This window comes from Pseudoalteromonas sp. P1-8, assembly GCF_001399985.1.
In the GTDB taxonomy this organism is placed as follows: Bacteria; Pseudomonadota; Gammaproteobacteria; order Enterobacterales; family Alteromonadaceae; genus Pseudoalteromonas.
Map to the genome: position 1 here is coordinate 40191 of NZ_LJSO01000006.1, position 17212 is coordinate 57402.

Sequence of the window (17212 nt, forward strand, 5' to 3'; positions counted from 1 at the left end):
TTAGCGGTACAAAATGGCCCTAAATACACGTCATTACTGGCATGGCGGTTTATTAAGTTGCTATTTGGGTGAGTTTTTGCGATATTATTTATATTATAATATTAACAGGAAGCTAATAAGATGACTCTGCCTAGTTCTCAATCTGCAAATGCTATTCGCATACTTGCTGTCGATGCCGTTCAACAAGCTAACTCTGGCCACCCAGGTGCGCCTATGGGTATGGCTGATATTGCAGCGGTATTGTGGCAAAACTTTCACCGCCATAACCCATTAAACCCAGACTGGTCTAACCGTGACCGCTTTGTGTTATCAAATGGCCATGGTTCAATGCTTCAATATGCATTGTTACACCTAAGCGGTTATGACGTAAGCATCGAAGATATTAAGCAATTCCGTCAGCTTCACTCTAAAACACCGGGTCACCCAGAATATGGTTATACTCCGGGTGTTGAAACAACTACGGGCCCATTAGGTTCTGGTATTGCTAACGCAGTTGGTATGGCAATCGCTGAAAAAACCTTAGCAGCGCAATTCAATAAGCCAAAGTTTGATATTGTTGATCACTTCACTTACTGCTTTATGGGTGATGGCTGTTTAATGGAAGGTATCTCGCACGAAGCATGTTCGCTGGCAGGTACATTAGGCCTAGGCAAGCTAATCGCATTTTGGGATGACAATGGCATCTCTATCGATGGTGAAGTAGAAGGTTGGTTCACCGACGATACGCCTGCACGTTTTGAATCTTACGGTTGGCAAGTTATCCGTGATGTTGATGGTCACGATATGAATGCAATTGCGGGTGCAATCGAAGCGGCACAAAGGAACACTACGCAACCAACACTAATCTGTTGTAAAACAGTGATTGGTTTTGGCTCGCCAAATAAATCAGGTAGCCACGACTGTCACGGTGCACCACTGGGTCACGACGAAATCGCAGCTGTACGTGAGCAGCTAAACTGGCCACATCCAGCATTTGAAGTTCCACAAGAAGTTTATAACGAGTGGAATAATCAAGCGAAAGGCCAAGAGCTTGAAGGTGCATGGCAGCAAAAGTTTGCAGCTTATAGCAAGGCACATCCTGAACTTGCAAAAGAATATACACGTCGTGTTCTTGAAAAAGCATTACCAGCTAACTTCGCTGAATTAGCTGATGAGTACATTGCTAAATGCCAAGCCGACATGCAAAACATTGCGACACGTAAAGCATCACAAAACGCGATCACCTTCTTTGCTAACCAACTTCCAGAATTAATGGGTGGCTCTGCTGACCTTGCCGGTTCTAACTTAACGTTATGGCCAGAAGCAAAAGGTTTACAAGATGCAGCTGATGGTAACTACGTATTCTATGGCGTACGTGAGTTTGGTATGAGCGCAATCATGAATGGTATTGCATTACATGGTGGCTTCATTCCATTTGGCGCAACTTTCTTAATGTTTATGGAATACGCACGTAATGCAGTACGTATGGCAGCATTAATGAAAGCGCAAAGCATTTTTGTGTATACCCATGACTCAATCGGTCAAGGTGAAGATGGTCCTACTCACCAACCAATCGAGCAAATCGCTAACCTTCGTATGACACCAAATATGACTGCATGGCGTCCGTGTGATGAAACTGAAACAGCAGTAGCTTGGCGTCAATCGTTATTAAAAGAGACAGGCCCAAGTTCACTTATCTTCAGCCGTCAGGGTACCAAAGCAATGGCACGTGATGCACAGCAAGTTGCTGACATTGCAAAAGGGGGTTATGTACTTGTTGATAGCGAACAAACTGCAGAGCTTATCCTTATTGCAACGGGTTCTGAGGTAGAGTTAGCTGTGAATGCTGCTGCTGAGCTAAAAGCACAAGGCAAGCAAGTTCGCGTGGTATCTATGCCATCAACGAATCAGTTTGATAGCCAAGATAAAGCATACCGTCAAAGCGTGCTACCAGCGGGTACACCTAAGATTGCTGTTGAAGCTGCACACCGTGACTTCTGGTTCAAGTATGTTGGCCAAGATGGTGATGTACTAGGCATGGACACATTTGGTGAGTCAGCGCCAGGCGCGGTATTGCTTGAGCATTTTGGTTTCACAGTGGCAAATCTAGTTGCAAAAGCAAACGCATTACTTGCTGAATAAAGTGACTGGTAAAAAATTATCGTAATCGCAACACGATAAGCCTGCTTTTACTAAAAGGCAGGCAATAAAAAAGCCCGCAAAATTTGGTTTGCGGGCTTTTTGCTGCTTAAACAATCGGTTTAAACTAATTCGCTTAAGATTGACTCTAGTTTCTCTTGGTCAATTGCGAACTGACGAATACCTTGGCTTAGCTTTTCAGTAGCCATGGCATCTTCATTCATTTCCCAGCGGAAAGCTTGCTCAGTCATTGCAGCTGGCGCTTCTGCTTTTTCTGTTGCTGGTAATAGTTTTTGAGTTAATGGTGCGTCAGTTGCAGCTAGTTCAGCAAGTAACTTAGGGCTGATAGTTAAACGGTCACAACCTGCTAATTCTTGGATTTCACCGATGTTACGGAAGCTTGCGCCCATTACAATCGTTTCGTAGCCGTGCTTTTTGAAGTAATTGTAGATATGCGTTACTGACTTAACGCCCGGATCGTTAGCACCTTCGAAATCAGCGCTTGCATCTTGTGCTTTGTACCAGTCAAGAATACGACCAACGAATGGTGAAATTAGGTAAGCACCTACTTCGGCACAAGCGCGTGCTTGAGCAAATGCAAATACCAGCGTTAGGTTACAACGGATACCTTGTGCTTCAAGTACTTTAGCTGCTTGAATACCTTCCCATGTTGAAGCAATTTTGATTAACACGCGCGATGTGTCGATACCTTGCTCTTTATATAAAGCAACAAGCTCAAGTGCTTTATCAACAGTTGCTTGAGTATCAAATGATAAACGCGCATCCACTTCTGTTGAAACTAAACCTGGCACTTGCTCCATTAATTTAGAGCCAATTAATACTGCTAGCTTATCAGCTGCTTTTGTTACAACTTCTGCTGTGTCACTGCTTTGTGCTTTTGCCCATGATACGGCTTCGGCAGCAAGTGGGCGATATTTCTCAATTTGAATCGCGTTTAAGATTAGTGATGGGTTTGTTGTAGCATCTTGCGGTTTATATTCGTTGATTGCTTCAAAATCACCCGTGTCAGCAACAACGGTTGTTACTGCTTTAAGTTGTTCTAATTGACTAGACATAGTTATCCCATTCTTATCATACAAAAGTTAATGTAGTGGCTTTAACCTATTATTTGTGCTGAAAAAACAATCTAATCTACCAGAGGAACTGCGCAATAAATCGCCCGCCAGCAGCAAATAATCCTGTTAATAATATTTTTATAATACCTTTACAATCTGGTATTGTTGATATTATCATACAAATAAAGATAATGACTAACAATGTTAGTAAGCAATTAGTGAAAGGTAATTATGTCTCGTTATACGTTGGGATTAGACTACGGGTCGGACTCGGTAAGAGCATTACTCGTTGATGTTGCGACTGGTGAAGAACTTGCCAGCCATTTAGTAAACTACCCGCGCTGGGCACAAGGTTTATACTGTGACCCAAGTAAAGATCAGTTTCGTCAGCATCCACAAGACTATATTGATAGCCTTGTAGAAGTAGTTAATGGTCTTTGGTCACAAGTTCCAGCAGGTACTGCAGACAAAGTAGTGGGTATGAGCTTTGATACGACAGGCTCAACACCTGTAGCAATTAATAGCCAAGGTACACCACTGGCATTAACTGAAGAATTTGCAGAAAACCCAAATGCAATGTTCATTTTGTGGAAAGACCATACGTCTATTAAAGAAGCAAATGAAATCACTGAAGCTGCAACTAACAACGATGTGAACTACCTTTCACACATGGGCGGTATCTACTCTTCTGAATGGTACTGGGCCAAAGCATTACATATTTTCCGCGTTGATAGCAGTGTTAAAGCAGCCACATATTCATGGGTTGAGCACTGCGATTGGATGACCGCGCTAATGTGCGGCACAACACACCCTGAAGCATTAAAGCTAGGTCGTTGTGCAACGGGCCACAAACAAATGTGGAACGAGCAGTGGGGCGGTTTCCCACCAAACAGTTTCTTTAGCAATATCGATCCACTATTAGATGGTGTTGTTGATACGTTAAATGCAACGACAGAGCCAAGCGACCAAGTTGCTGGCAACTTAACTGCTGAGTGGGCCGAGAAGCTAGGTTTACCACAAGGTATCGTGATTGGTTACGGTGCATTTGACTGTCACATGGGCGCAGTAGCAGCCAATGTTCGTCCTGGCGTTCTAACTAAAGTAATGGGTACTTCAACGTGTGACATCACAGTAACGTCTAAAGAACAACTAGGTGATACTTGCGTTAAAGGTATTTGTGGTCAAGTTGATGGCTCAGTAATCCCTGGGTTAATTGGCTTAGAAGCCGGTCAATCTGCGTTTGGTGATTTATACGCATGGTTCAAAAACCTAGTACTTTGGCCAACTCGCCAACTTACAAATCTATCTGACGCTGAACAAGCGTTAGTTAACAAGCTAGAAGATTCAATCTTAGTTGATCTATCAAAAGCAGCGGCAGCACTGCCTGTAACAAGCAACGATGTAACTGCGCTTGATTGGGTAAATGGTCGTCGAACGCCAGATGCTGACCAAAGCGTTGCCATGGCATTAACAGGCTTAAAAATGGGCACTGATGCACCTAAGTTCTTCAAAGCACTTGTTGAAGCAACTGCGTTTGGCGCACGTGCTATCACTGAGCGTTTCCGTAGCGAAGGCGTACCAATCGAGTCAGTGGTTGTTATCGGCGGTATTTCTAAAAAATCAGACTACGTAATGCAAACCTGTGCCGATGTTTGGAATTGCCCAATCGACGTTTTAGAAAGTGAGCAAAGCTGTGCATTGGGTGCGGCAATTATGGCTGCGGTTGCTGCGGGTGAGCACACAACAGTAGCAGATGCTCAAAAAGTAATGGCGTCGTCTGTATGTCATCAGTACTTACCAAACCCAGAGCGCGTTGCTGTTTATGACGAGCTTTATGCCAACTACCAAGCACTTGCAAGCTATGTAAACGGAGACAAAGCATGAGTTTTACTGAACTAAAACGTGAAGTCTATGAAGCGAACATGGAGCTGCAACGTCGTGGCTTAGTAATTTATACCTTTGGTAACGTATCGCAAATCGACCGCGACAAAGGCGTGATTGCAATTAAACCAAGTGGTGTATCGTACGACCAAATGAAAGCCGACGACATGGTGATCGTCGACCTTGAAAACAACATTGTTGAAGGGTCTATGCGTCCGTCTTCTGACACTAAAACGCATGTTCATTTATATCGCCACTTCGATGCAATTGGCGGTGTAACACACACGCATTCGACCTATGCAACTGCATGGGCGCAAGCAAAACAAAGCATTCCTTGCCTTGGCACAACTCACGCTGACTATGTACACGGTGACATCACCTGTACTCGTGAGTTAACCGATGAGCAAGTGAATGGCGATTATGAATTAGAAACCGGTATTCAAATTACTGATGCGTATCAAGACCGCGATCCGAAAGCTGCACCTATGGTGATTGTTGCGGGTCATGCGCCTTTCACGTGGGGTAAAGATGCCGCTCAGTCTGTATACCATGCCGCGCTACTCGAAGAGATTGCACGCATGGCGTATTTAACACGCACTTTAGATCCACACGCAGCTGAACTTAAAAAAGCAGTGATGGATAAACATTATCTACGTAAGCACGGTAAAAACGCGTATTACGGTCAGAGCAAATAGCAAGAATTTAGAGGATTATTAACATGACGACGATGACGAAAGAAGTCTGGTTTGTTACCGGCTCACAACATCTTTATGGTCCTAAGGTGTTAGAAACGGTTGCCAAAGACAGCGAAGCAATTGTAGCGGGCTTAAACAGCGAAGCTAATCTACCAGTAAACTTGGTATGTAAGCCTACCGTTAAGTCACCTGAAGAAATTCACGCTGTTTGCCAAGCGGCAAATACGGATCCTAACTGTGTTGGTTTAGTTTTATGGATGCACACTTTCTCACCTGCGAAAATGTGGATTGCTGGCCTAAGCGAATTACGTAAGCCTTGGTTACACCTTCACACTCAGTTCAATGCAGCCCTTCCTTGGTCTGACATCAACATGAACTACATGAATACGCACCAAAGTGCACACGGTGACCGTGAGTTCGGTTTCATCGGTACTGTAATGCGTAAAGAGCGTAAAGTTGTTGCAGGTCACTGGCAACGTGCTGACGTACAACAGCAGTTAGATGACTGGTGTCGTGCGGCAAAAGGTTGGGCAGAAAGCCAAACACTTAAAGTTGCGCGTTTTGGCGACAACATGCGTCAAGTTGCAGTTACTGAAGGTAACAAAGTTTCAGCGCAAATTACTTTTGGTTATGAAGTACACGCGTTTGGTGTCGCTGAGCTTGTTAAAGTGGTTGATACTATCACTGAAGAAGAAGTTGATGCACAGTTAGAGCTTTATAAGCAAGACTACGTAATTGCTGACGAAACTCTACAAGACGATTACGCAGTGAAAATGCTACGCAACGAAGCACGTTTAGAGCTTGGTATGGAGCGTTTCTTAGAGAAAGGCGGCTTTAAAGCATTCACTAACTGTTTTGAAGACTTATCAGGTCTTTCTGGTCTTCCAGGTCTTGCTACACAGCGCCTAATGTCGAAAGGCTATGGTTACGGTGGTGAGGGTGACTGGAAAACAGCTGCTATGGTTCGCATCATGAAAGTAATGGGTGAAGGCCGTGACGGCGGTTGTTCATTCATGGAAGATTACACTTACAACATGGGTGAGACTGACCAAGTACTTGGCGCGCACATGTTAGAAGTGTGTCCTTCAATTGCAGCACAAAAACCACGTCTTGAAGTTCACCAGCACACTATCGGTGTGAAATGTGATGTAGGTCGTTTATTGTTTACTGCAAAGCCGGGTGCTGCAATCAACGTATCACCAATTGATATGGGTAACCGTTTCCGTATTCTAATCAACGAAGTAGATACAGTGGCTCCGCCAGCTGATTTACCTCACTTACCTGTTGCTTCAGCGCTTTGGGAACCAAAACCAAATCTATCTGTAGCATCAGCTGCATGGATCCACGCCGGTGGTGCACACCACACTGCATACAGCCAAGCAGTAACAACCGATATGATTATCGATTTTGCTGAAATGGCTGGCGTTGAAACTATGATCATCGATAACGATACGACGATCCGTGGTTTCAAAACAGAGCTTCGTCATAACGCAGCTTACTACATGCTAAAACGTGGCCTGTAAGAATTAGTACTTTATGTACTAGAACGTGCTGTGTGTGAGCACGTTCACCCCAAATTTTGTTGTCGATTAAGCCAGTGATGAGCCTCGCTCTTCGCTGGCTTATGCTATTGTGAAGCGAAACATTTTAGGAGTAGATATGATCGATTTAAGCGCCTACCAAGGCATTATTTTTGATATGGATGGCACCTTAATTGACTCAATGGGCAGTCACTTACAGGCATGGCAAAAAGCTTGCGAAGCCTATGGCTACCCATTCGATTACGACTACATGTACAGCTTAGGTGGCATTCCGACCGTTAAAACAATTGAAATGCTTAACGAAAAATTTGGTTTAGAACACGACCCTCTAGTTGTGGCAAAAGATAAACACCAGTTTTGGGTTAATTTACAGCACCAACCGCTAGTAATTGACGAAACAGTCGCAGTACTTGAAAAGTACCATGGTGTATTGCCTATGGGCGTTGGCACAGGCGCTGACCGAGAGCATGCAATTGATCATCTAACTGATACCAATTTAATAAATAAAATTGGTGCGTTAGTGACTGCCAGTGATGTAAGTAAAGGCAAGCCAAATCCAGAAACATTCTTAAAAGTAGCAGAGCAATTAGGTGTTGAGCCAAGCCAATGTGTGGTGTTTGAAGACACGCAAATTGGTTATCAAGCTGCCAAAAGTGCTGGAATGGATTGCATCATGGTGAAAGACGGAAAAATTCAACTTTAGCGATTAAAGTTGCAATGATACCCTTATTTGTATTATAAAACTATAAATACAATTACAAAAAGGTTATTCATATGTCATTGCAATGTGTTTTCCAAGGTTTAAAAACAACTCATCAAACAGCCAGTTCGAACACGAAAAAGTCGCGCGGGCTTTATGCATTGTTGGTGACATGTGGGATTGCCCTTACACCAGCTTGTGCTCATCAAGGAGACAATATGACTACTTCCCCTTCAGCATCAATGACGGCCTATGGCGTACTGGCTGATCAAACGCCGGTTAATCAAGTAACGCTGACTAACAGCAATGGTATTAGCGTTGATGTAATCAACTATGGCGGCATTATTACGCGTATTGAAACACCTGATGCAAAAGGCGAAATGGGTAATATTGTACTGGGTTTAGATAACCTAGAAGCATACACAAAAGCGACAACTTACTACGGTGCAATCATCGGTCGTTTTGGTAACCGTATCGCAAACGGTAAATTCACGTTAAATGGCACTGAATACCAATTAGCAACTAACGATGGTGACAACCACTTACATGGTGGTGTGCAAGGTTTCGATAAAAAAGTGTGGAACATGACACCGTTCACGACGCAAAACAGTGCTGGTGTTACCTTAAGCTTAGTGAGCCCTGATGGCGACCAAGGCTACCCGGGTGAAGTGACGACTGAAGTAACTTACACGCTAACGAACAACAATACGTTAGATATGCAGTTTATTGCTACAACAAGCAAGCCTACCATCATCAATATGACGCAACACAGCTACTTCAACCTAGCGGGTAAAGGCGACATTCTTGATCACCAAATGCAAATTAACTCAAAAGCAATTACACCTGTGGATGGCGGCTTGATCCCAACTGGTGAGTTGATGGATGTGGCTGGCACACCGTTTGACTTCCGTACAGCTAAAGCAATCGGTCAAGATATCAAAGCTAGCAACGAACAACTGAAACTTGGTAAAGGTTATGACCATAACTTTGTGCTTAAAGACACGCCAAGCAATGAACTTATTGAAGCAGCGACGGTTTACGAAGCAAATTCTGGCCGTACGTTAACAGTTTACACAGAAGAGCCTGCTGTACAGTTTTACTCAGGTAACTTCTTAGACGGTAGTACTCAGCAAGCGTCTGGCTTAGTGCATAATTTCAGAAGTGGTTTTTGTTTAGAGCCACAGCATTTCCCTGATGCACCAAATCAGCCAACGTTCCCAAGCACAACATTATTACCGGGTGACGTGTATTCAACACGCATCGTGTACGAATTTGGTACAAAATAAAGGAACACAATCGTGAAAACAACAAAGCTTAAAAGCGCAATGCAAAAGGCTGGCTTAGCCAGCGTATTTGCCTTGTCGTTTGGTGCACTGACTGGTTGTCAGACTACAGCTGAAGACAACACAGCTAAGAAAACTGACGTGGCAGCCACAGAAAAAGCGCCAATCCAAGATAATGGTATTTTTACCAACCCACTTTTTCCTAATGGCGCCGATCCATGGCTTGAATACTGGGATGGTAACTATTACCTAACCACAACAACATGGACATCTGAGTTAGTGATGCGTAAATCACCAACACTAGCTGGCCTTGCTGATGCAACACCTGTCAATGTTTGGTCTGATTCAAACCCTGAGCGTTGTTGTAACTTCTGGGCGTTTGAGTTCCACCGCTTAAAAGGGCCAAACGGCTACCGTTGGTACATGATGTATACAGCTGGTACTGATGGCACTTTAGATAACCAACACTTAAACGTATTAGAAAGTGCTGGTGACGATCCTATGGGTCCATACGAATACAAGGGCGCATTAATGCCTAACGTATGGAACATCGACGGTAACTACCTAACATACAAAGACAAGCTATATGTGATCTACTCACAATGGCAAGGCGATCAGCAATTAAACATTATTGCTGAAATGGAAGATCCATGGACACTGAAAGAGAACTCACCGCATACGGTGATTACCCGTCCTGAGCTAGATTGGGAAATCAGTGGTCGTAAAGTAACTGAAGGCGCTGAAATTTTACAGCACAATGGTCGTACGTTTATGACGTACTCAGCAAGCTTCTGTAACACTCCAGATTACAAACTAGGTATGCTTGAGCTTGTTGGTGACGACCCACTTAAAGCGAGCAGCTGGAAAAAATACGACAAGCCAGTATTTGAGCGTACAGAAGAAGTGTTTGGGCCTGGTCACAACGGCTTTTTCACATCGCCAGATGGCACCGAAGATTGGTTAGTTTATCACGGTAATGATTCGGTAGAGCACGGTTGTAGTGCGACTCGTTCATTACGTGCGCAAAAATTTACTTGGAACGACGATGGCACGCCAAGCTTTGGTAAACCATTAACACCAGGCGTTGAGGTAGCTCCGCCATCAGGTGAATACGGTCCACTGGTAACGCGAGTACAAGGTCAGCGCTATCAATTAGTGAATGCAACAAGTGGCTTATGTTTAGACATCGCAGCTGATCCACAAGATGCACGTGCTGTGCAACGTCAGTGTGCAAGCACCAATGGTCAATGGGTTATTGATGCAACAACAGATGGTTTTGTTCGTTTAGCTAACCGTGAAGACAGCAAGTTCTTAGAGCTTGAAAGCTGTAATGACGCAGATAACGCTAAAGTACAATCTGCAGCATGGCGTAATAACTTCTGCCAGCAATGGAAAGTAGCACCAAGCACAGATGGTAATGTATCTATTACTAACCGTTACACAGGCAAACCATTAGCGGTTGCTGGTTGTTCTGCTGCACAAAACCAAGCGGTTTTACAACAAAGCGACGCAACTGCGTGTGGCGACTGGCAATTACGCCCTATGGGTAGTGTTGTAGTATTAAGCCAACAAAGTGGTAAAGCACTTAGCGTAGCAGATACGGTTAAAGCGGGTACTAATGTTGAGCAACAAGCTTACACGCATAAAGATGCACAGCAATGGTTCTTCACACCAACTGATACAGGCTATGTAAGCCTTAAACAAAGCGCTGACAGCGAGTTCTGTGCTGCGGTAGCTGATAACGCCTTAGTACCAGGTGCCAACGTAGAGATGGCTTCTTGTGCAGCGAAAACAGCACAGTGGCGCATTGCTCCAGTAGAAGGTGGTGGTGTGATGCTTATCAACCGCTACACAAAACAAGCGCTTGGTTTAAGTAACTGTGGTTTAGCTGAAAACACTAACTTCGCACAACAACCTGATTTAGGTAACAAGTGCCAAGTGTTCCATCTGCGTGAACCAAATTAAGTTATAAGTAAAAAATCGACTCAACCAAAGCCACTTCATTTATGAGTGGCTTTTTTTATAGCTGTCAGCTGCAAGTTAGCGAGGGTAAAGTTAGCGAGGGTAAAGTTAGCGAGGGTAAAAAGTTAACGAGGGTAAAGTTAACGAGGGTAAAGTTAACGAGAGTAAAGTTCCAAGCTGAGCGGTGCGGTTGTTTTGAGCGAAGCGAAACCCAACATAATCCATCAAAACCTTCTCATGCCTCTGCATTGCATATAAAACCCCACGTAGGAGGTACTTTAGTGCCGAATTTTGTCCATCACATAATCTTCACGGCTAAAGCCGTTCTACAATGCAATCCTAGAACCTAGAACCTAAAACCTAGAGCCTAAAACCTAAATATAACCCCTAATTAATAAAATAACCGATAGGTTGCCACTGGCCACTACTTTTGCTGAGACTAATTGTTTCAATGGCCTGCTCTTTATTCATAAATTGGCTTTGAAACTGAATGATTACGTATTCACCATCAGGTGTTCCGGGTAAAGAGTCATAATTCATCAGGCTTAAATTCTTACGTAAAATCACCTTACCAAGTGGTACTCGAACTTGCTTTAACGCTTTGCTCCAGTTGCTTTGAGGCATTGTTTGTTTAAATAATGAATCTGTTTGCTGCCAGCTTTGCTGATACTGACCATTATCAATTAATACGAGCCAGCTTTTAGCGCGATTTATAACCTCGAGTTCTTCAGCGTTTGCACAAAAGCAGCGTAAAAAAGTGATCAATAAGAGCATTTTTCTCATAGCAATTCCATTTACTTGTTGTTTATTGAATTCGTCTTGAAGCGTTTTTATGTTACGACGACGAACAATAAATACTATTCATCAATTGTGCGGTTTATTTTCCCGCAGATAAGCATTTTAACTGTCGATAAATCTTACAGCACAAAACTCAAGGGCGCTTTGCGCTGCTCTAAACTAATCGATCAGATAACCTAATGGATGCCAGCCATCGGCGGCTTTGCTTAGGCTGAGCGTTTCAACTACTGCCTCTTTATTCATAAACTCGGTTTGAAACTTGACCACTAAATACTCACCATTTGGCAGACCGGGTAATGAGTCATATTTTGCTGTGCCAAAATAGGTGCGAGACATAACTCGGCCTAAAGGAACGCGTATTTGATTTAAGGCCGTTTGCCAGCGAGCTTTGGGCGTGGTGCTTTGAAAGACCTGATCAGCTTGCTGCCAGCTCTCGTGGTATTCTCCAGAATCAACCAAGGTTAACCATGCTCTCGCTGTTGAAATAGGGCTTGTTTCTTCAGCTGAGGTGAAAAAGCACACCAATAACGATGCCAGTAAAAACAGTTTTTGTAGCGTAAATCCATTTACAGAAAGTAATAAAATTTGACGCATAAGACGCCCTCACTTCGTTCATAGGGTGAATTCATAATACGAATGAGTTGGTTGATTTCTATACTGAAAAAGTACTAGGGAAGGCTTTTTAGTGGGGCTTAAGTGTTGTTTTTTATTTTAACGATCTTTGCAACTGAGTCCTCAAAGTGGCGATGTAGATTAAATTGTTAAGTTTATGTTGTTGATTTATTGAGCAAATTAATTCGTTTTAACAGCTGCTAAATGTAACGACAATGACCCTAAATAGCACTTATTTTTACTGCTAAGGAAGTTTCGTATTTGCGTGCTCGATAATTCAGAGCCCGCATAGTTACTGGATTTTGGACCCTTTTTTGGGTTTTTTTAGAGAAGTTAGCGAGGGTAAAGTTGCAAGAGTAAAGTGAGCATGAAAGGGAGTTAGCAAGATGAAAGAGACAAGAGTAAAGCTTGAGACTTAAAGCTTATAGCTCAAAACTTACAGCTTCCATCACACCAGCACGCTCATCAGTACTCCAGGGTCGCTGATACCTGCTTCTTTAAGCGCGTCGCTAATTGATTGGCTAAGAGTCATTATTTGCGTTTGAATTTCCATAACCATCTTGGTCTGCGTTTCAACTTGCACTTTTACAGCTTCATCTTCTTGGTTTTTGAGCGCTTGCAGTTTGGCTAATTGCTCTTTGGCAAGTTCGAGTTGTTCTTTGAGCTTTTCGAGTTGCTCAACCATTTTGCGAATATGTGCGGGGAGGTCGCTAGATACTTCTTCTTTTTGAGCGGGCTCTACTTCACGACCAGAGAGTTTGTTCATCTCTTGGCTGCTGAGTTTGTAGCCTACTTTTGAGTTGGTATTACTGACTGCTGTATATGCGTTTGAGATAGTTAACGCACTTGCTAATGAGTTAATAGCCATAATGAGAGCGATGAAAGTGAATGACATGTATGTATCGGCAAGGGGTACTAAAGCTTTAGAAAAAAGCCGGGTTTTCACCCGGCCTTTCCAGACAACAAATAGTTGAGGTGAGGCAGCTCACCTCACTTTGTTACTCTTGTGCAGCAGCTGCATCAAAGAGTGCTTTTACTTCTTCAGCGCTAATCGCACCGTTGAAAATTTTCAGTTCATCGATAGCACCGTTATAAGGTGTATCCCAGTAGTTAACACCGAGTGCAAACTCATTTGTTTCACCAGGAACCGTGAATACACGCGGGAAGCCATCGGTTTCTAGCTGTAATTCACCGTTAACATACATCTTCAACACATCACCGTTCGTACCATCAACAGTGAATGCAACATGTGTCCATTCTTTTGCTGGAATACGGCTATCTAGTTCTGCATTATCGAAGAAGGCACCGTTATTTGCCCATAAACGAGTTAGGCCTGTACCTGCCATAGATGGCACATAACTTAACCAAGAGCCTGCACTAGCACCTGCGAAGAACGCTGTAGTGTAATCAGTGAAGGTTTCAGGTTTTAACCACATAGACACAGAGTAGTCATTAGTTGTGATTAGGTTATCCGGTAAACGAACACCTGAACCTTCAAGGAATACTGCTTGACCCATGATACCGTCAACAAAAGTTACGTTACCACCAGTGTTGTTGATAAAACCACCCGTTGGTTTACCCGCTGCATATGTGCCGTTTAATGCACTTAAGTCACCTTCGAAGCTGTATTCAGCAGGTGCAAGTGATTTTAAGGTTACATCGAATGACTTAGTATCAGTAAAGTCTTTGTAGTTAATAGTTGCAGTTAATGTCACTACTTGGTCGCCAGCAGAGGCGCTAGGTTGTGTCACAACAGCTGTGCCATTAACCGGTTTTAAGTACTCTTCGTTGTTTGACGTCCAGCTAATACCAGATACAAATGGGCCTACACGCGGTAACTCAAAGCTTTCACGTACTGCCGATACATCACCTAAATCAAGCGCATCAGTAATGAAGCTCTCAAATTCAGTCGGATCTGTCAGGTTATTGATAGCCGCACCATTAATGTCTAGGCCGTTTAGTGCGTAGTCATAGACGATGAACTCATCAATTTGACCTTGGAAAGGTAAGTCCCAGCCGTAGTTCACACCAAGGGCAAAGTTACCTGTTTGTTCACTAAAGAAATCGGGGCGAGGCATCGAACCTGCACGCACTCCATCACGATAAAGTGTTGCAGTACCATTAGCATAAGTGATGGCAATATGATTCCAATCCATCACTGCTGGAGAGTCAGAAATGATTTGGTTCCACATTTCAGCACCATCATCAGCTAAATAACGGCTCCAAAGCATCGGTGTTGTTGTAAAGTGTGTACTACCTGGGATCAAGCTCATCCAACGCGCATCTGATGCTGCAGCAAAAAGTGTTGGAGAGAAATCTGTTAGCACTGTTGGCTTAAACCAATACGAAATAGTGTACTCATCACCCGTTACTAACTCATCAGGTAAGCGAACACCCGTTGCACCATCAAAGTTAAATGCTTTGCCTGTTTGACCCTCTGCGTATGCAGCTGTACCGGCACCTACATTTAATAGGTTGTTATCTGTTACACCCGCATCATCTAGGTTACCTAAGCCATCACTGAGTGATTCTTCAAATGCATAGTGTGCAATCGCATTTTTAAATTCTGGGCGTGCTTCTAGATTTACATTAAATGTCTTAGTGATGCTCTCGCCGTTTAAAGAGATATTAGCAGTTAAAGTAACTGCTTTATCACCGCGATCTGGCGTTGGAATAAATACTGATCCTTCACTGGTGATGTAGTATTCATCACTACTTTCCCAGTTAATTACAGCACCATCTTTACCTTTGGTTGGTAATGAGTAGCCTTCGTCAGCAATTGATAATTCAGTTTTAATATCTAGCGCTTCTTGAACAGTGCCCAGCACGTTTGCAGTATCCGTAATTTCATCACGTTTACTTGCCCAAATGGTAGCGCCTTCGCTTGATGTAGCTGATACAGTTACAGCCATTGCTTTAGTTGCATCATCCCATTGCCATTTAGCCACGCCAAAGTAAGTACCAGAATCTAACTCAAGTTTAATATTTGAGTCATCAATCATGTACCAGATACCTGGATCATCACCGGTTACTGAGTGATCTTCGTTTAGTGCAATATGCATTGAACGAATCGCATCTGTATTTACATCAGTGCCATGACTGATAAATTTGTAATAACCGTAAAGTTCATCAGCAACCACCATGTTATTGCCTTCAAGCGGTACATAGCGCTGTGGTGAAGCCATAGGCCAACCTAATGAGTTAATAAACATTTCATGTACACGAACTTGGTGTGCTTCAGTATTTTCAGGAAACTCAGTAGACGTTTGTGGAAAACGCGTATGCGTGATTAACAAGTGACGACCAGTTGCTTCATCGTAGTAAGCAGAGTTATGACCTGGTGATTGATAACCCCATGCAGGTGCTGTTTCGCCAAGTTCTTGCGTGTACTCAAAGCCACCCATTAGTTTTTCACCAACTTCTAAGCCGCCTACTGTCGCAATGTCGTTACCTGCGTTATCTAGGTAAGGGCCATCTGGTGTTTTAGAACGAGCAACGCGGATGTTGTAACCGCCGTTTAAGTCAAGGCCACCCGTAGAATAAAATAAGTAGTAATATTCACTTTCTGGGCTGTACATTACGAAAGCGCCTTCAATGAAGCGCCCGGCGCCACCAAGAAGGTGTTTTCCATAACCTTGACCGGCTTCTGGCATACCTGTTTCTTCGTCCATAGCCAGAATAAAAATACCACCATGATGAGAACCGTAAACCATCCAAAGTTTGCCGTCTGTGTCATAGAATGCAGCCGGATCGATGACATTTGGATCTATGCCACCATCATATGTCGTTTGGCCATTATCAAGTGGATATGCAGCAAACTCCGCTTCTGTACGATAACCGCTGCGCAGGAAAATACCTTTGTTTGTATACGGACCTTCGATATTGTCAGCTTCAGCTAATCCTAAATAACCGCGGTCCCAACAAACTTGATCATTGGTTATGTCGGCTGTGTTGGTATTGTCTTGTCCGCAGCTATTATAGTAAAACCAAAACTTACCATTTGGTGATTGAATTACATCGGCAGCCCAGTTGCTTGGGTAACCATCGGTCCACTCAACGCCTTCGGCAATTTCTTCTAAGTAATTGTAATCAAATAACGGACTTTCATTAACTTGTAATACATCTTGTCCGTCTATTCTTAAAACAGAAGGCGAAGAAATCATTTCCCAGTTCAAGAGATCTGTTGATTTAGCGGCAGCAAGGTGTGAACCAAAAATATAATAAGTGTCGTCAACTTTAACGACAGAAGGATCGTGCACGCTTACATTGGTAACCATTACGCTACCTGATTCAGTGTATTCAACACTGCTGCTTACTGTCGGTTTCGCACTTTGCGGGTCGGCAACCGCTGGTGCTGTGTCAAGCTTAGTACCATCTTCTTTGCCACAACCTGTAACAGCCAAAGAGCAGGCTATGACCATGGCTAATTTATTTAATTTCATTTTATGTGTCCTCTTGAAACTGGGATTCATTTTTTTATTCGATTGTTGTCAATAAAATTGCCGCGTGCCTATATCAAACTAATAAGAACGTAGTATTGTAATTT

Annotated in this window: 12 protein-coding genes; 7 read left to right on the top strand and 5 right to left on the bottom strand. The window is 43.3% G+C overall.

Annotated elements, in window-relative coordinates:
• Nucleotides 1-120 precede the first annotated feature (120 nt).
• Nucleotides 121-2121 (top strand): transketolase, encoded by a 2001-nt coding sequence (tkt, locus tag AN213_RS09900; RefSeq protein WP_055198517.1) that lies wholly within the window; start codon nucleotides 121-123, stop codon nucleotides 2119-2121.
• 119 nt (nucleotides 2122-2240) lie between these two features.
• Here the strand turns inward: tkt and tal are convergent, their stop codons facing one another.
• Nucleotides 2241-3194 carry a transaldolase gene (tal, locus tag AN213_RS09905; protein ID WP_055198519.1) on the bottom strand — a complete coding sequence of 318 codons (954 nt, stop codon included), beginning with the start codon at nucleotides 3192-3194 and terminating at the stop codon, nucleotides 2241-2243.
• A gap of 231 nt (nucleotides 3195-3425) precedes the next feature.
• Between tal and AN213_RS09910 the strand changes: the two genes are divergently transcribed.
• The 6 genes from AN213_RS09910 (at nucleotide 3426) to AN213_RS09935 (ending at nucleotide 11259) form a co-directional block, all read left to right on the top strand.
• Nucleotides 3426-5078 (top strand): ribulokinase, encoded by a 1653-nt coding sequence (locus AN213_RS09910; protein ID WP_055198521.1) that lies wholly within the window; start codon nucleotides 3426-3428, stop codon nucleotides 5076-5078.
• On the top strand, nucleotides 5075-5770 hold the full coding sequence (locus AN213_RS09915) for an L-ribulose-5-phosphate 4-epimerase (protein ID WP_054552270.1): 696 nt from the start codon (nucleotides 5075-5077) through the stop codon (nucleotides 5768-5770). Before AN213_RS09910 ends, AN213_RS09915 begins: the two co-directional genes overlap by 4 nt.
• A 23-nt stretch (nucleotides 5771-5793) precedes the next feature.
• The gene (gene araA, locus AN213_RS09920) at nucleotides 5794-7293 is read left to right on the top strand and encodes an L-arabinose isomerase (RefSeq protein WP_055198523.1); all 1500 of its coding nucleotides are present in this window, start codon (nucleotides 5794-5796) and stop codon (nucleotides 7291-7293) included.
• Nucleotides 7294-7429: 136 nt separating this feature from the next.
• Nucleotides 7430-8014, top strand: coding sequence for an HAD family phosphatase (locus AN213_RS09925; protein WP_055020604.1), 585 nt, complete (start codon nucleotides 7430-7432; stop codon nucleotides 8012-8014).
• 71 nt (nucleotides 8015-8085) lie between these two features.
• Nucleotides 8086-9297 (top strand): aldose epimerase family protein, encoded by a 1212-nt coding sequence (locus AN213_RS09930; RefSeq protein ID WP_055198524.1) that lies wholly within the window; start codon nucleotides 8086-8088, stop codon nucleotides 9295-9297.
• A gap of 12 nt (nucleotides 9298-9309) precedes the next feature.
• Entirely contained in the window at nucleotides 9310-11259 is a 1950-nt protein-coding gene (locus AN213_RS09935; protein WP_235576231.1) for an RICIN domain-containing protein, read from the top strand.
• 384 nt (nucleotides 11260-11643) lie between these two features.
• Here the strand turns inward: AN213_RS09935 and AN213_RS09945 are convergent, their stop codons facing one another.
• The 4 genes from AN213_RS09945 to AN213_RS09960 all read right to left on the bottom strand — a co-directional run bounded on the left by AN213_RS09945 (nucleotide 11644) and on the right by AN213_RS09960 (nucleotide 17108).
• Complete coding sequence (locus AN213_RS09945; RefSeq protein ID WP_055198529.1) at nucleotides 11644-12039, bottom strand: DUF4019 domain-containing protein; 396 nt, start codon at nucleotides 12037-12039, stop codon at nucleotides 11644-11646.
• A 174-nt stretch (nucleotides 12040-12213) separates the two neighbouring features.
• Nucleotides 12214-12648: a DUF4019 domain-containing protein gene (locus AN213_RS09950; protein ID WP_054562990.1), complete on the bottom strand. Its 435-nt coding sequence runs from the start codon at nucleotides 12646-12648 to the stop codon at nucleotides 12214-12216.
• 466 nt (nucleotides 12649-13114) lie between these two features.
• Entirely contained in the window at nucleotides 13115-13612 is a 498-nt protein-coding gene (locus AN213_RS09955) for a hypothetical protein (RefSeq protein WP_236702908.1), read from the bottom strand.
• A gap of 52 nt (nucleotides 13613-13664) precedes the next feature.
• Entirely contained in the window at nucleotides 13665-17108 is a 3444-nt protein-coding gene (locus tag AN213_RS09960; protein WP_055020602.1) for a LamG-like jellyroll fold domain-containing protein, read from the bottom strand.
• Nucleotides 17109-17212: the final 104 nt, after the last annotated feature.

Coding starts and splice junctions, on each gene's coding strand:
- tkt (WP_055198517.1), top strand. CDS start 121: ATGACTCTGCCTAGTTCTCAATCTGCAAATGCTATTCGCATACTTGCT.
- tal (WP_055198519.1), bottom strand. CDS start 3,194: ATGTCTAGTCAATTAGAACAACTTAAAGCAGTAACAACCGTTGTTGCT.
- AN213_RS09910 (WP_055198521.1), top strand. CDS start 3,426: ATGTCTCGTTATACGTTGGGATTAGACTACGGGTCGGACTCGGTAAGA.
- AN213_RS09915 (WP_054552270.1), top strand. CDS start 5,075: ATGAGTTTTACTGAACTAAAACGTGAAGTCTATGAAGCGAACATGGAG.
- araA (WP_055198523.1), top strand. CDS start 5,794: ATGACGACGATGACGAAAGAAGTCTGGTTTGTTACCGGCTCACAACAT.
- AN213_RS09925 (WP_055020604.1), top strand. CDS start 7,430: ATGATCGATTTAAGCGCCTACCAAGGCATTATTTTTGATATGGATGGC.
- AN213_RS09930 (WP_055198524.1), top strand. CDS start 8,086: ATGTCATTGCAATGTGTTTTCCAAGGTTTAAAAACAACTCATCAAACA.
- AN213_RS09945 (WP_055198529.1), bottom strand. CDS start 12,039: ATGAGAAAAATGCTCTTATTGATCACTTTTTTACGCTGCTTTTGTGCA.
- AN213_RS09950 (WP_054562990.1), bottom strand. CDS start 12,648: ATGCGTCAAATTTTATTACTTTCTGTAAATGGATTTACGCTACAAAAA.
- AN213_RS09960 (WP_055020602.1), bottom strand. CDS start 17,108: ATGAAATTAAATAAATTAGCCATGGTCATAGCCTGCTCTTTGGCTGTT.